12 protein-coding genes are annotated in these 14,410 nt (G+C 33.3%); 1 reads left to right on the top strand and 11 read right to left on the bottom strand.

From position 1 onward, the window contains the following. Positions 1-166 precede the first annotated feature (166 nt). The 4 genes from rpsO to rbfA all read right to left on the bottom strand — a co-directional run bounded on the left by rpsO (position 167) and on the right by rbfA (position 2,877). Positions 167-436, bottom strand: coding sequence for a 30S ribosomal protein S15 (gene rpsO, locus RPL90_RS07055; protein ID WP_048794049.1), 270 nt, complete (start codon positions 434-436; stop codon positions 167-169). Between the two features lie 107 nt (positions 437-543). Beyond that, positions 544-1,515 carry a bifunctional riboflavin kinase/FAD synthetase gene (locus RPL90_RS07050; protein ID WP_313547238.1) on the bottom strand — a complete coding sequence of 324 codons (972 nt, stop codon included), beginning with the start codon at positions 1,513-1,515 and terminating at the stop codon, positions 544-546. 12 nt (positions 1,516-1,527) lie between these two features. Continuing rightward, on the bottom strand, positions 1,528-2,445 hold the full coding sequence (truB, locus tag RPL90_RS07045) for a tRNA pseudouridine(55) synthase TruB (RefSeq protein ID WP_313547236.1): 918 nt from the start codon (positions 2,443-2,445) through the stop codon (positions 1,528-1,530). 84 nt (positions 2,446-2,529) lie between these two features. Next, positions 2,530-2,877: a 30S ribosome-binding factor RbfA gene (gene rbfA, locus RPL90_RS07040; RefSeq protein WP_048794052.1), complete on the bottom strand. Its 348-nt coding sequence runs from the start codon at positions 2,875-2,877 to the stop codon at positions 2,530-2,532. A 423-nt stretch (positions 2,878-3,300) separates the two neighbouring features. On the opposite strand from rbfA, the gene RPL90_RS07035 reads away from it, so the two are divergent. Beyond that, positions 3,301-4,167: a hypothetical protein gene (locus RPL90_RS07035; RefSeq protein WP_313547233.1), complete on the top strand. Its 867-nt coding sequence runs from the start codon at positions 3,301-3,303 to the stop codon at positions 4,165-4,167. A gap of 66 nt (positions 4,168-4,233) precedes the next feature. Here the strand turns inward: RPL90_RS07035 and RPL90_RS07030 are convergent, their stop codons facing one another. From RPL90_RS07030 to RPL90_RS07000, 7 genes are all read right to left on the bottom strand, one after another. After that, positions 4,234-5,217, bottom strand: a complete 984-nt coding sequence (locus RPL90_RS07030) for a hypothetical protein (RefSeq protein ID WP_313547231.1) — start codon at positions 5,215-5,217, stop codon at positions 4,234-4,236. Between the two features lie 163 nt (positions 5,218-5,380). Then, complete coding sequence (infB, locus tag RPL90_RS07025; protein ID WP_313547229.1) at positions 5,381-7,504, bottom strand: translation initiation factor IF-2; 2,124 nt, start codon at positions 7,502-7,504, stop codon at positions 5,381-5,383. 4 nt (positions 7,505-7,508) lie between these two features. Beyond that, positions 7,509-7,826, bottom strand: a complete 318-nt coding sequence (locus tag RPL90_RS07020; protein ID WP_313547227.1) for a L7Ae/L30e/S12e/Gadd45 family ribosomal protein — start codon at positions 7,824-7,826, stop codon at positions 7,509-7,511. Then, positions 7,823-8,107 carry an RNase P modulator RnpM gene (gene rnpM, locus RPL90_RS07015; RefSeq protein ID WP_313547226.1) on the bottom strand — a complete coding sequence of 95 codons (285 nt, stop codon included), beginning with the start codon at positions 8,105-8,107 and terminating at the stop codon, positions 7,823-7,825. The genes RPL90_RS07020 and rnpM overlap by 4 nt, the downstream gene beginning before the upstream one ends. 23 nt (positions 8,108-8,130) lie before the next feature. Next, complete coding sequence (nusA, locus tag RPL90_RS07010; protein WP_313547224.1) at positions 8,131-9,261, bottom strand: transcription termination factor NusA; 1,131 nt, start codon at positions 9,259-9,261, stop codon at positions 8,131-8,133. Positions 9,262-9,281: 20 nt separating this feature from the next. Then, positions 9,282-9,749: a ribosome maturation factor RimP gene (rimP, locus tag RPL90_RS07005; RefSeq protein ID WP_048794058.1), complete on the bottom strand. Its 468-nt coding sequence runs from the start codon at positions 9,747-9,749 to the stop codon at positions 9,282-9,284. A gap of 187 nt (positions 9,750-9,936) precedes the next feature. Continuing rightward, positions 9,937-14,253: a PolC-type DNA polymerase III gene (locus RPL90_RS07000; RefSeq protein WP_313547221.1), complete on the bottom strand. Its 4,317-nt coding sequence runs from the start codon at positions 14,251-14,253 to the stop codon at positions 9,937-9,939. Between the last annotated feature and the right edge of the window lie 157 nt (positions 14,254-14,410).

The following is a 14,410-nucleotide window of genomic DNA, read 5'->3' as shown; positions in this document are numbered from 1 at the left end:
ATAGAAATCCAATGTATATTAGATTTCGTCGTCCCACACCATGGTAACAATGACTAAAATTGAAAGTGTTATATGTTGTATACACACTATATAGACGAAAATTACCGATAAAATATTTCAGGCCGAGACAAAGTTGTGTCCCGGCCTGAATATAAACGTCTAAAGATTAACGACGGATACCTAATGATTTAATTAATTCACGGTAACGTTGAATATCTTTTCCACGTAAATAGTTAAGTAAGTGTCTACGACGACCTACCATTTTTAATAAACCACGACGTGAATGGTGGTCTTTTTTGTGTGTACGTAAGTGCGTGTTTAATGCAGTGATTTCTGCAGTTAAAACAGCTATTTGTACTTCTGGTGAACCAGTGTCTGCTTCATGCGTACGATATTCTTTAATAAGTTCGTTTTTGCGTTCTTGTGAAATTGCCATAATCAATTTCCTCCTATTTAATTAAAAGTATCCTTTATCCGAGCAAAGCGTCGGAGACTCAACTTGCCAAGGTAAAGGTGTTAAAATGTAAATTTTATACATTCGACTTAAATATTATATGATACATCATCGCCAAAATCAACCGATAATAAATATTTAGCTTGTTCTTTATCTTTATGCATTTGTTCTACTAACGGATCAATACCATCAAATTTAACTTCTGGGCGTAAAAAATGATGCCAATAAACAACTACTCGCTCACCGTAAATATCTTCTTTAAAATCAAATAAATTCACTTCAATTACGACTTGTGCTTGTGAGGGATCATGGAATGTCGGTTTAACTCCTACGTTAGCAACGCCTCTGTAAATTTTTTCTTCAGCGCCAATTTTCATACTAACAGCATAAACGCCCTTTTTAGGTAGCACGTAATCTCCACTTGGTTGAACATTAGCAGTTGGAAAACCAATTGTTCTACCTCTTTTTTCTCCTTGAACAACTGTACCTTTAATTTGGTAACGATAACCTAATTCTTCATTTGCTTTAGTTAAATCGCCTTCTTTTAAAGCACGTCTAATTTCTGTCGTTGAAATTTTCTCAGATTCAATTTCTAATTTACTAACTATAGTCGTTTCGCATTCATCTAATTCACTTAATGTCATCATATTACCTTTACCAAATTTACCAAAAGTAAAGTCAAAACCAGCTATTATTTTTACCACATTATTTTTCAATATGTAGTGGTTCACAAAATCTTCTGCACTAACATCAGCAAATTTCGAAGAAAAATTGATGACAATGCAGTAATCAATGCCATATTGTTCGATAATATCCAATTTATCTTCGATAGGTGTTAAATAATCTGTTCTTTTACGTTCAGGGTTTAAGACAACTGAAGGATGAGGATCAAATGTCATAACCGCTTTTTTTAAATTACTTTCTTCTGCTTTTTGAATTAATGTATCAAATACTTTAGCATGGCCTTTATGCATGCCGTCAAAAAAGCCAAAAGCCATAGCTACCGGCTCTTTAATGAATTGATCTTCTTGAATTGGATGTGTAACTTCTATAACTTTCATACAAATACTCCTTTAGTTAAAAACCCGCTTAGGCTTAATTTCATCCGCTTTAGTTGGATGAGGTTCATATATCGCTAATATTTTTTCAGTACGTGCATCTAGCATTACTATTTTACCAAAAATGGGTTCATTAAAATCGTTAATAGCGAACTTTTGTCCATTTAATATTTTGTTCTTTATGTCGTCATCGTTAATTTTGATAGAAGGCAAACCTTTCAAACCATATTCTATAGCAAATAATTTTTCCTGTAATGCTTCTTGCTCATGCATCTGTGAGACTTCTTCTAGTGTCAGGCTTTCATTGACATTAAATCCACCACTAGTTGTACGCGTTAATTTAGACATATGTGCTGGCAAGCCTAGCGATTTACCTATATCTGTCGCTAACGTTCTTATATAAGTTCCTTTACCACATCTAACAATTAAATCGAATAGACAATGACCATCTTCATAAACCAAATCACCATTTCTCTCAATTTGGTAAATATTAACTTGCCTTACAGGTCGTTCAACAGTTTCATTATTTCTTGCATATTCATATAGCTTTTTACCGTTTACTTTAACCGATGAATACATGGGTGGTATTTGTGTGATCGTCCCTTGAAAAGATGTTATTACTTCATCTATTTCAGCAGCGTTTAGTCCATTTTTGTCTACCTGCTTCGACTCTAAAACAACGCCCATTTGATCTTCGGTCGTCGTACTTGAACCCAAAGAAACTGTAGCGTGATAAGTTTTACCCATATCCATAATATAATCACTAACTTTAGTTGCTGGACCAATACAAATAGGTAATACGCCATCAACTTCCGGATCTAATGTACCGGTATGTCCTATTTTTTTAGTTCCTAATATTTTTCTTAATTTAAACACGACGTCGTGACTCGTCATGCCTCTATCTTTATATACTGGTAAGATGCCATTGTACATATTCGAAAACATCCTTTTCTTTTATTGTCTAAGCGATAAAAAGCTGGAACTTAAACCATCAATGATTTACGCTCCAGCTTCTCTTTAATCCTTCTTATGCAAGTCTTGAATCATACGTTCAATCTTATTACCATAATCGATTGATTCATCGTACTCAAAGTTTAATTCCGGTACAATACGTAATCTCATACGTGAAGCTAATTCAGTTTTAATAAAACCTTTAGCTTTTTCTAATCCCTTAAACGTATCATCAATTTGTTTTTGTTCCCCTAAAACAGTTAAATAGACTTTAGCAATTGAAAGATCGTTTGTAAGTTCAACATCTGTTATTGTTAAAAATCCAATTCTTGGATCTTTTACCTTATTGTTTACAATATCCATAATTTCTTGTTTCATTTGTTCGCCAACACGTTCTGCTCTCATGTTCATCATTTTCACCTCACGATTGTTTATGAGCTAACTTACTTACAAATTATATGATAGTTCGATTATTATCGTCAAACCTTTCATTACAAACTTTTTTAATTTCAAAATACATATATCACACTATTTATTGAAATTTTTTTAAATAACTTTTACAAATTAACCTTACAGTTACGCACTATTAAAATGCCTAACTGTTAAAATTTGTAATAATGTTACAAATATAATGAGTTGCTTCATATAAATTATGCCAAACTGTATATTTTTTCTCCCTAACTGTTTATGTTTTGAGCTTTCACAATTTGTATTTAGCTTAATCCTTTTAAATTTCAAATTAATTATAATATATTAATACTACAGACAATATAAATATGGTAATATAAATAATTAGAGTGTTAAAAATCGATTTTTGCTGTAATTAGGAGGTATTGTTTGAATAAACCTGAAAGACTTTTGTACATATATACGCGTTTACTAAATGGTAAACATTTAAAGAAGTCTACTTTAGCACAGGCATTTAACATCAACTTACGATCTGTTCAAAGGGATTTTAGTGATATTAATAATTTCTTATATGAAGATGAAGAGTGGCGAGGGCTTAATGCTAAAATTGTTTATGACAATATTTTAGAAACGCACAGTCTACAAACATTTCCATTAAAAATTAGACAACAAATGTTAATTACGTTGTTATATCAAATTAAAGGCACACTGCCTGTTGTACATGAAGATATATATAAATTTATAGAACAGTATTCGTTTTCTAGTACGAACCACAAAATATTGGTACATAATTTATTGAAAAAATTCCATATCAAAGAAAAAGACTATAATTATAGTTCATTTATACAAGTAGCACGTTGCATAGATGCTAAATACAATATGACAATTACAACACGAGCAGGTACTCATCTTTACGTTAGCCCAATCAATATTCATGTCATTGATGATGAATTTTGGATGACATATATAATAGATGATTTAATAGATGCTATTAAGTTTGAAGATATAGCTCAACTTAAAGAAACATCTATCAACTACACATTAGCAGATATGAAAATTAAAAATATGATTACCCTATCAATTAGTGTAAGTTTTTGGCAATATGTTTCTACAGAATATAATGTTATTGCTTCTTATGATAAAAACGATAAAATAGTTGCCCAAATATTAATGTCTAAAGTTGAATGTTTTGCACTAATTAAAAAATATTATGAGCATATAAAATTAATAGCCCCTGATTCCTATAGAGATGAACTGATCAACCAATTAAAAATCATCATTGATCAATATATATAATAATAAGAGGCAGAACTGATTATCATTTCAGCTCCACCTCTTTTACAATTGCATTTTTCATGGTTACTATTTATTTTTTAATGTTGCCATTCTTTTATAAAAATCTGACTTCCCATTTAATCTTGCTTCTTTTAGTTGTTGATTCCATTTGTAGTATTCACATTTAGATAATTTTCTTTTTTGCTTTAACTTCTCACGTTGCTCTCTATAACTTAAAATATTTCCTACGGTAAAATATTTATTCTGCTTTGAAGCATAGACAAAAGTATTCTCTAACAGCACTTGTTTTTCTTCTTCAGTAAAAGCTTTACTAAAATACGAACCCCAAAGTTCTTCTTCTCTCACAATATAAATCCGTTGTTTATTATCATTGAACATCATTTTAAATAAATCTGCATTTTGTTGTTGAGAAGGTAAAACAGCTAATGTGTATAAAAAATCTTTTGGCACGCCTGCTTGGTAAGTCGTTTGATAAGGAAAATAATTAAAAATCATTAATCGATTAGGATCAATATTAAATTGCTTTAAGATTGAGGAATCTCCACCAAAATATTTCATAAACCAGATATGTTCATCTTCATAAGGTAAAAATCCTTTTCTACCGTTAAATTTCAAATCGCCTCTAAAGTCTTGTAATATTCTATTACGCAAGCGAATCTTTCTTTGTCCATCGATGTTCGGATTGTCTGTTCTAAAATCATTTTCTGGTTGCTTGTTTAAAATAACGATATCTGCAGTTTCTGGATTACCAAAATATGGTTGTGGAATCATAGGATTAATTGTACAATTTTCAACCATTATTTTCTTTCTATTTTTATCAACCGTCATTAAGCCATTTGCAAAATTTAGCAATTTTTTAAACTTAGGTAATGCTGTGAAATTTTCGCCGAAGCGTTCACGACAATGAGCGAGATCATCTAGATGCAAAAATGCAGTTTCATCGTTATTTTCAGCAATTGCATTTAATGAATTTTCACTATACTCGTAATTATATTGCGCTAAGTATTTACTCCAAAATTGTTCTATATTTGTTAAATACTTATTAGTCATAAATACTCCTCCAACGTTTGTTTACGTGTTAATTATATAAACACACCTAGACACCTGATGTCATTAAATAAAAATTGTTGTACTTACAACAAAAAAGTTACACCCCTATTATATTTTAGAAGTGTAACTTTTTTAAAGTATAAATACAGAAATACTATATTATTTATCTTTCAACTTCAACCATTTCGTATGCTTCAATGATGTCGCCTTCTTTAAGGTCATTAAATTTCTCAACTGTGATACCACATTCATATCCTTGAGCTACTTCTTTAACGTCATCTTTGTAACGTTTTAAAGTATCTAATTCCCCTTCGAATTGTACTACACCATCTCTAATAACGCGTACGCCAGCATTACGTGTTATTTTACCATCTGTAACATAACTACCTGCGATAGTACCAACTTTAGAAACTTTAAATGTTTGACGAACTTCTGCTTGACCAATAACTTGTTCTTCAAATTCTGGATCAAGTAGACCTTTCATCGCTGCTTCGATTTCTTCAATTACATTGTAAATTACACGGTGTAAACGCATATCTACATTTTCAGCTTCGGCAGCACGTTTAGCGCCACTATCTGGTCTAACGTTAAAGCCAATAATAATACCATTAGATGCATTAGCTAAAGTAACGTCTGATTCATTAATTGCACCTACAGCAGTGTGAATGATTCTAACATTGACGCCTTCAACATCTATTTTCATTAGTGATGCAGCTAACGCTTCAACTGAACCTTGAACGTCACCTTTAATAATAACATTTAAGTCTTTCATTTCACCTTGTTTCATTTGCTCAAATAAATTATCTAATGAAACGTTTTTACTTTCTTGACGTTGTTGTAAAATATTTTCTTCATGACGCGCTTCACCAATTCTTCTCGCTTGTTTTTCATCAGAGAATACAACAAAACGGTCACCTGCTTGAGGCACATCGTTAATACCTGTAATTTCAACAGGTGTAGAAGGACCAGCAGTTTTGATTCTTTGTCCTAGATCATTTACCATTGCACGGATACGACCATACGTATTACCTACAACAAGAGAATCTCCAACATTTAACGTACCATTTTGTACTAATAAAGAGGCTGATGGGCCACGAGATTTATCTAATTCAGCTTCAATAACTGTACCAACTGCACGATTATTCGGATTAGCTTTTAATTCTTGTACTTCTGATACAAGTACAATCATTTCTAATAAATTATCGATACCATCGCCACTAAGTGCTGAAAGTGGTACGAAAATTGTATCGCCGCCCCAATCTTCAGGAATTAAACCATATTCTGTTAATTCTTGCATAACACGGTCGGGATTAGACGTTGGTTTATCAATTTTATTAACAGCAACGATTGTTGGTACATTAGCTTCTTTAGCATGATTGATTGCTTCAATCGTTTGTGGCATTACACCATCATCAGCTGCAACTACTAAAATTGTTATGTCTGTAACTTGAGCACCACGTGCACGCATAGTAGTAAATGCAGCGTGTCCTGGTGTATCTAAGAAAGTAATTGTTTTACCGTCATTTTCTATTTGATATGCACCAATATGTTGTGTAATACCACCAGCTTCGCCAGCTGTTACTTTAGTATGGCGAATAGAATCTAGTAATGTCGTTTTACCATGGTCAACGTGTCCCATAATTGTAACTACGGCAGGTCTTTCGATTGCATCTTCATCATCCGTTGCATCTTCGAAGTAAATGGCTAAATCTTCTTCATCTACTACTTCTTCTTTTTCAAGTTCTACACCATATTCGTCAACAATTACTTCTAAAGTTTCATCATCTAATGATTGGTTAATATTTGCCATGATTCCTAATAAGAAAAGCTTTTTAATAACATCAGAAGATTCAACATTTAATTTTTCGGCAAGTTCACCTACTGTTATACCGTCTTGGTAAGTTATTTTAGAAGGTGTTTCTTTTGTTGTCTGTTGCTCTTTATTATTTTGTTTGTTTTGTTTCTTGTTGTTTTTATTGTTTTGCTTTTTGTTATTTTGCTTCTTATTGTTTTTAGAATCTTTGTTGTTACTTTGAGCAGATTTTTGAGAACTTTGTTGTTTTTTATTGTCTTGTTTTTGAATTTGATTTTTAGCTTGTTGAGCTTGACCTTTGTCATTTTGTTTGTTGTCTTGCTTATAAATTTTATCTAAAGCAACAATTTGGTTGTCTTCTAACGCTTGCATGTGGTTAGAAACCTCAACATTCATTTTCTTAAGTTCATCTATAACATCTTTACTTTTTAAATTTAATTCTTTGGCATATTCGTAAATTCTTTTTTTACTCATATAGTCACTCCTTACGATATTCTTCTATCATGGACAATAACTTTTTAGCAAAACCTTGGTCAGTAATTCCTACGTTAACACGTTCCGCTTTACCTAAAGCTTGTCCTAGTTCTGATCTAGTTCCAAATATACGAAATGATATATGGTAACTTTCACATTTGTTCTGTATTACTTTTTTCGTGTTCTCTGAAGCGTCCTCAGCTATAATGACGAGTTGGATTTTATGTTTTTTTATTTCGTTGATGATGACTGATTCACCTGTCTTAACTTTTCCCGCTCGCATAGCTAATCCCAAAAAATTTACGATTTTCTCTTTCATCATTTAGGTATCTCTTCACGATAAATCAGACGTACTATCTCTTTATAAACTGGATCTAAAGTTTCAGCATCTGATTTAAAGTATTTTTCAAGCACGCCTTTTTGTTGCGCTTTTTCAACTTCATTTACATCTTTAGAAACATAAGCACCACGACCTTGTTTTTTACCTGTCGCATCTGCAAATATTTCTCCTTCTTTATTAATGACAACCCTAATCATGTCTTTCTTAGGATGCATTTCATTAGAAAGGATACATTTACGCATTGGAATTTTTTTCTTTTTCATAAAGTAATCACTCCAATTATTTATTAAGCATCAAGATTATTGTCTTCATTTTCTTCATCAAGTTCATTAGATTCTGTAGCTACTTCGTCTAATGAATTACTAGGATATACGCCAGCTTCACGTGCATCACTTTCTGATTTGATATCAATTTTCCAACCAGTTAGTTTGGCAGCTAAACGCGCGTTTTGTCCACGTTTACCAATAGCTAATGATAATTGATAATCAGGTACTACTACTATTGTAGATTGATTTTCTTCGTCAACAATAACTTCAAGCACTTGAGATGGACTCAATGCGTTACGTACAAATACTTTTGGGTCTTCGTCCCATTGTACGATATCAATTTTTTCGCCACCAAGTTCATCTACGACAGCTTCAACACGAGCACCTTTTGAACCTACGCATGCGCCGACTGCATCGATGTCTGGATTATCAGAGTGTACACTAATTTTAGAACGATCGCCCGCTTCACGTGCAACTGACTTAACAATTACTGTACCATCAAAGATTTCTGGAACTTCTTGTTCGAATAAACGTTTTAATAGGCCTGGATGACTTCTTGAAACGTAAATTTGAGGTCCTTTAGTAGTTTGCTCTACTTTGTTGACGAATACTTTAATACGTTCGTTTGGAATGTATTTTTCATTTGGACTTCTTTCTGCTTCAGATAATACTGCTTCAGTGCGTCCTAAGTTGACATAAACATAACGATGGTCAACTCTGTCAATTAATCCTGTTACGATATCTTCTTCCTTATCGATAAATTCATCGTATAAAATTTCTCTTTCAGCATCTCTTAAACGTTGCATAACCGCTTGTTTTGCAGCTTGTGCACCTACACGGCCAAAGTCACTTGGTGTCACGTCTTCCTCGTAAATATCACCTATCTCGTATGCTGGATTTTTCACTAATGCTGTACTTAAATCGATTTCATCTCTGTCATCAAACACTTCTTCTACAACATTTTTTCTAGCTATAACTTTGAAGATGCCTTCATCCATGTTTAATTCTACACGCACGTTGCGCGCACTATCGTAGTTTTTCTTGTAAGCAGTAATCAACGCTGCTTCGATAGCATCAATCAACACTTCTCTTGGTATTTTCTTTTCTTTTTCTAAATATTCAGTAGCTAATAATAGTTCGTTACTTGACACTATTAACCCTCCTAATCAACTTAAAGCATTACAGAATGACGTGCTTTAGCTATTTTATTTCTTGGTATTTCGATTGTTTTTGTTTTAGCTTTTTCTTTAACTTCCATGACAATTGTATCTTCATTAACCGATTGTAATGTGCCTAACCATTCCTTATCACCTTCGATTGGCGCATAGAGAGAAACAAAGATTGGTTTAGTGATTGCATTTTGGAAATCTTGCTCTTTTTTTATCGGTCTTTCAGCACCAGGTGAAGCAACATCTAAGTAATACATTTGTTCTATAGGATCGTTTTTATCCATGACTTCACTTATTTTCTCGGATGCTAATGTACAGTCATTTAAGTCAACGCCACCCTCTTTATCAATAGAAATGCGTAAAAAATGATCTTTACCTTCTTTAGTGAATTCGACATCTACTAATTCAAAATTCAAGTCATCCAAAACGGGTTTAATTAGCGCTTCAACTTCTTGATCTATTTTACTCATGCTGGCCTCCTTTTTTGACAAATAGAAAAGAGCGGGTAATATGCCCACTCTTCCTGCTTGAGTCTAATCTTTTAACAATAATATTATACCATATGTTCATGATGCGCACAAACAGCACTATTTATTAATGATTTACAACCATATAAAAACGTATAAATACATTATTTGTATGCTAATAAGCGCACTGCTACATATCAAATATGGATAATTGTGCTTTATCCGGTAGGTCTGGTAATGAGCCTAATTCATCTAAATAATCAATAACTTTTTGTGACAAACCAGCTTTTTTGTTTAAATCTTCTTTTGATAAAAATGGTCCTTCTTCCCTAGCCTCGACAATACGTTTTGCAACGTTTTCACCTAAACCAGGAACTGCTATAAATGGAGGTATTAGTGTGTCACCTTCAATTACAAATTCAAATGACTTACTTTTTTCTAAACTTACTGGTTGCATACGATAACCCCTATGTGCCATTTCATTCATAATTTCTAACACAGTCAAAGTATCTTTTTCTTTTTTACCTAAATCCATATATTTAGAATACATGTCTTTAACAGTATTACGTATGCTCTCTTTATCTTTAATCATCGAAATTAAATCAAAGTCTGATGCTCTTACTGTAAAGTAACTCGCATAATAATATAAAGGATAATGCACTTTAAAGTAAGCAATTCTTACTGCCATTAATACATAGGCAGCCGCATGGGCTTTAGGGAACATGTATTTAATCTTTCTACATGAATCTAAATACCAATCTGGCACTTCGTTTTCGACCATAGCTTCTACCATATCGTCAGTTAAACCTTTACCTTTACGCACAAATTCCATCGTTTTAAAGGCAAGTGATGGCTCTAAACCGTTATACATTAAATAAACCATAATATCGTCACGACAACAGATTACACTTGATAAGTCACAAGTCCCTGAACGAATTAAGTCTTGCGCGTTTCCTAGCCACACATCGGTACCATGTGATAGTCCTGAAATTCTAACTAATTCGGAAAATGTTGTTGGTTTTGTATCTTCTAACATTTGTCTTACGAAACCAGTACCGAACTCTGGCACACCGAAAGTTCCTGTTTTACACAAAATCTCATCTTCAGTAACGCCTAAAGATTGTGGCGAGCTAAATATGCCCATCGTATCTTTATCATCAACTGGTATCGTTTTTGGATCAATGCCTGATAAATCTTGCAACATACGAATCATTGTTGGATCATCATGTCCTAATATATCAAGTTTTAACACATTATCATGTATAGAATGGAAATCAAAATGTGTCGTCATCCAAGAAGCCGATTGATCATCCGCTGGAAATTGCACAGGCGTAAAATCATATATATCCATGTAATCTGGCACAACGATAATACCACCAGGGTGCTGACCAGTCGTACGTTTAACGCCTGTACAGCCTTTAACAAGTCTATCTACCTCTGCACCGCGTTTATGAATTCCTTGATCATTTAAAAACCCTTTAACGAAACCGAATGCAGTTTTTTCCGCTACAGTACCAATCGTACCAGCACGGAACACTTTATCATCACCGAACAATTCTTTAGTGTAATTATGAGCTTCTGGTTGATATTCACCACTAAAGTTCAAGTCGATATCGGGTACTTTATCCCCTTTAAAGCCTAAGAACGTTTCGAAAGGTATATCTTGTCCTTCTTTAATAAGTTCACTGCCACACGTGTCGCAATTTTTATCTGGTAAATCAAATCCCGAACCTACAGACCCATCATCAAAGAATTCACTCGTTTTACATTTTGGACAAATATAATGCGGTGGTAAGGGATTGACCTCTGTAATTTCCGTCATCGTTGCGACGAAACTTGAACCTACGGAACCACGTGACCCTACTAGATAACCATCATCTAATGATTTTTTTACAAGTCGCTGAGAAATCAAATAAATTACTGAGAAACCATTACCTATTATACTTTCAAGTTCTTTTTCCAATCTATCAATAACGATTTGAGGTAAATCTTCACCATACAATGCTTTAGCGTTAGAATAACTCAATTCGCGAATTTCATCATTAGCGCCTTCCATTCGTGGCGTATATAACTCATCTTTAATTGGTACGACACGTTCAATTTGGTCAGCCAATTTATTCGTATTTGTTACGACAATTTCTTTTGCTAAATCTTCACCTAAGAAATGGAATTCCTCTAACATTTCATCCGTTGTTCTAAAATGAGCTTCTGGCAATGTTGAACGATTTAATGGATTCCCGGGTTGAGATGCAATTAAAATTTTACGCGCAATAGCGTCGTGTTCGAATAAATAATGTGCATTACCTGTCGCAATTACAGGAATGTCCGCAGCTTGTCCTGCTTTCATTAAACGATTGTATATTTCATGAAGTGTTTCATTATCTCTAATTAATTCTCTATCAATTAAGTCTCGATACAGAGCAGGTGGCTGCATTTCAATATAATCATAATATTTAGCAATTTTTTCAACTTGTGTTTGATCCTTTTGCATGACAGCGGTGAACAATTCACCTTCGTCACAAGCAGTACCTACTAATATACCTTCTCGATGTTCGTCTAACAATGAGCGTGGAATTCTAGGTGTACGATAATAATATTTTACTAGTGACGCACTCACAATTTTGAATAAGTTTTTTAAACCTTCTTGGTTTTGAACTATAAGTGTCACATGGTTAGGTCTAGCACGTTTATAGGCATCTTCATTCGTTAAAGATTTATTGATGTCTTGATGATTATTTACATTTAATTCTTCAAGTTGTTTTAACATTTTAATAAACATATATGCCGTTGCTTCAGTATCATAAATTGCTCTGTGGTGTTGCGTAAGTTCAACGCCATATTTTTTAGCTAAGAAGTTTAAACCATGCTTACCATATTCAGTGTTAATTGTTCTAGAAAGTTCTAGTGTATCTATAACACCGTTAGTCGATGGTCCAAAGCCAGCATGTTCATAACCTGTATCGATAAAGCCCATATCAAATGAAGCATTATGCGCAACGAAAATGGCATCGCCTACCCATTCTTTAAACTCTGTTAACACCTCGTTAATTTCAGGGGCATCCACTAACATATCATCAGAAATATGCGTTAAATTTTTAATCGTTTCAGAAAGTCGCTCATGCGGATTACTAAAACGTTCAAATTTATCTATAATTTCCCCTTCTTTAACTTTTACCGCGGCTAATTCAATAATTTTGTCGTACTGGTTAGATAAACCGGTAGTCTCAACGTCAAAAACGACATACGTAGCATCTTTTAAGTTTCTGTCCGTCGGTTTATAGGCTATCGGTACACCATCATCTACCAGCATACCTTCCATGCCATAAATCATTTTAACATCATTTTTTTCAGCCGCAGCATGCGCATCAGGGAAAGCCTGTACAACATTATGATCCGTAACGGCAATGGCTTTATGTCCCCATTTTGCAGCTTGTTCAACATAAGCACTAATATTTGGAATACCATCCATTTGACTCATAGAAGTGTGTAAATGGAATTCAACTCTTTTATCGTCAGCCTTATCTTGTTTAGAAACTTTCTTTATTTCTTCAATGTCCGACATCATCATTACTAAATCTCTGACGAATGTATCTTCTTCTATGCGACCTTGTGCACGTACCCATTTACCTACACTTAACGCTTTAAAATGCGCTAAATCATCTTTGTTTTTACGTGTGAACATTTTTAACACAAGAGAATCTGTATAGTCAGTCACTTTTAATTCTACAATATGTCGACCACTTTTTAATTCTTTAAGGTTAATATCAAAAATGACACCTTCGACTGCCACTTTAAATTCTTCTTCAATAATATTTTCGATTGGTCGCACGCTTTCAACTTGGATTGGTTTCCCAATTTGACATTTACTTACTTCACTTTCGTTATTGTCTTGTTGTTTGGCTTTTTCAGCTTTCATTTTTTCTAATTTTTCAGTAGCTTCACGCGCACTCTTTTCATCTTCTTCTTGAATGTGTGCTTCTAATGATGCTAAATCTTCATCTGTATTATCATTATTTGTTTCAAAAATTACTTTAGTAATGTTAAAGCCACATTGTTTAAATGCTCTCACTAAGCTACCATTACACACCTTATCAAAATGATTACCTTCAACATCATTTTGACATACTACTTTGATCACATCACCAGACATTATAAGTTTCTTTTGTTTTAGTTGGCCTTTTACTTTCGGTGATAGGTTAGTTTGGTCAATACAATAATTGAAATATTTTAAAGCATGTTCATCTTGATTTGATGTATTTTCAATTTCAAATTGCCATTCCACATGCGCAATAGTTTTAAATTCTTCTGTCACGGCGTTAGTAAAAAGTAAGTAATCTTCATATGATAAAAAGCGCGGTAATTTAATTTGAAGCATCCATGATCTATTTTTTGAGGAGACATCTATACGCGTTAATTCACCCTGTTCTAATATATCTTGGTCTAACTGATTCGCAATCTTAATTTGGTCAGCTAGTATTTTAAATTTTTCTTGATTTGTCATTGCCATGACGGTAACCACCTTACTTTAAAATGCACTGATTACAGACAGTGCTTATCGATTCAATTATGTAACTTTGCATGTTAATCATCTTAATCTCTATAATAAATGCACCATTGCGTATATACAATGATGCATTTGTCAGAAGCAGATAAAATACTCATAC

This window comes from Staphylococcus kloosii (genome assembly GCF_032139365.1).
Lineage (GTDB): Bacteria > Bacillota > Bacilli > Staphylococcales > Staphylococcaceae > Staphylococcus > Staphylococcus kloosii_A.
This window is presented reverse-complemented; position numbering and strand designations above follow the sequence as displayed.

Coding starts and splice junctions, on each gene's coding strand:
- rpsO (WP_048794049.1), bottom strand. CDS start 436: ATGGCAATTTCACAAGAACGCAAAAACGAACTTATTAAAGAATATCGT.
- RPL90_RS07050 (WP_313547238.1), bottom strand. CDS start 1,515: ATGAAAGTTATAGAAGTTACACATCCAATTCAAGAAGATCAATTCATT.
- truB (WP_313547236.1), bottom strand. CDS start 2,445: ATGTACAATGGCATCTTACCAGTATATAAAGATAGAGGCATGACGAGT.
- rbfA (WP_048794052.1), bottom strand. CDS start 2,877: ATGATGAACATGAGAGCAGAACGTGTTGGCGAACAAATGAAACAAGAA.
- RPL90_RS07030 (WP_313547231.1), bottom strand. CDS start 5,217: ATGACTAATAAGTATTTAACAAATATAGAACAATTTTGGAGTAAATAC.
- infB (WP_313547229.1), bottom strand. CDS start 7,504: ATGAGTAAAAAAAGAATTTACGAATATGCCAAAGAATTAAATTTAAAA.
- RPL90_RS07020 (WP_313547227.1), bottom strand. CDS start 7,826: ATGATGAAAGAGAAAATCGTAAATTTTTTGGGATTAGCTATGCGAGCG.
- rnpM (WP_313547226.1), bottom strand. CDS start 8,107: ATGAAAAAGAAAAAAATTCCAATGCGTAAATGTATCCTTTCTAATGAA.
- rimP (WP_048794058.1), bottom strand. CDS start 9,749: ATGAGTAAAATAGATCAAGAAGTTGAAGCGCTAATTAAACCCGTTTTG.
- RPL90_RS07000 (WP_313547221.1), bottom strand. CDS start 14,253: ATGGCAATGACAAATCAAGAAAAATTTAAAATACTAGCTGACCAAATT.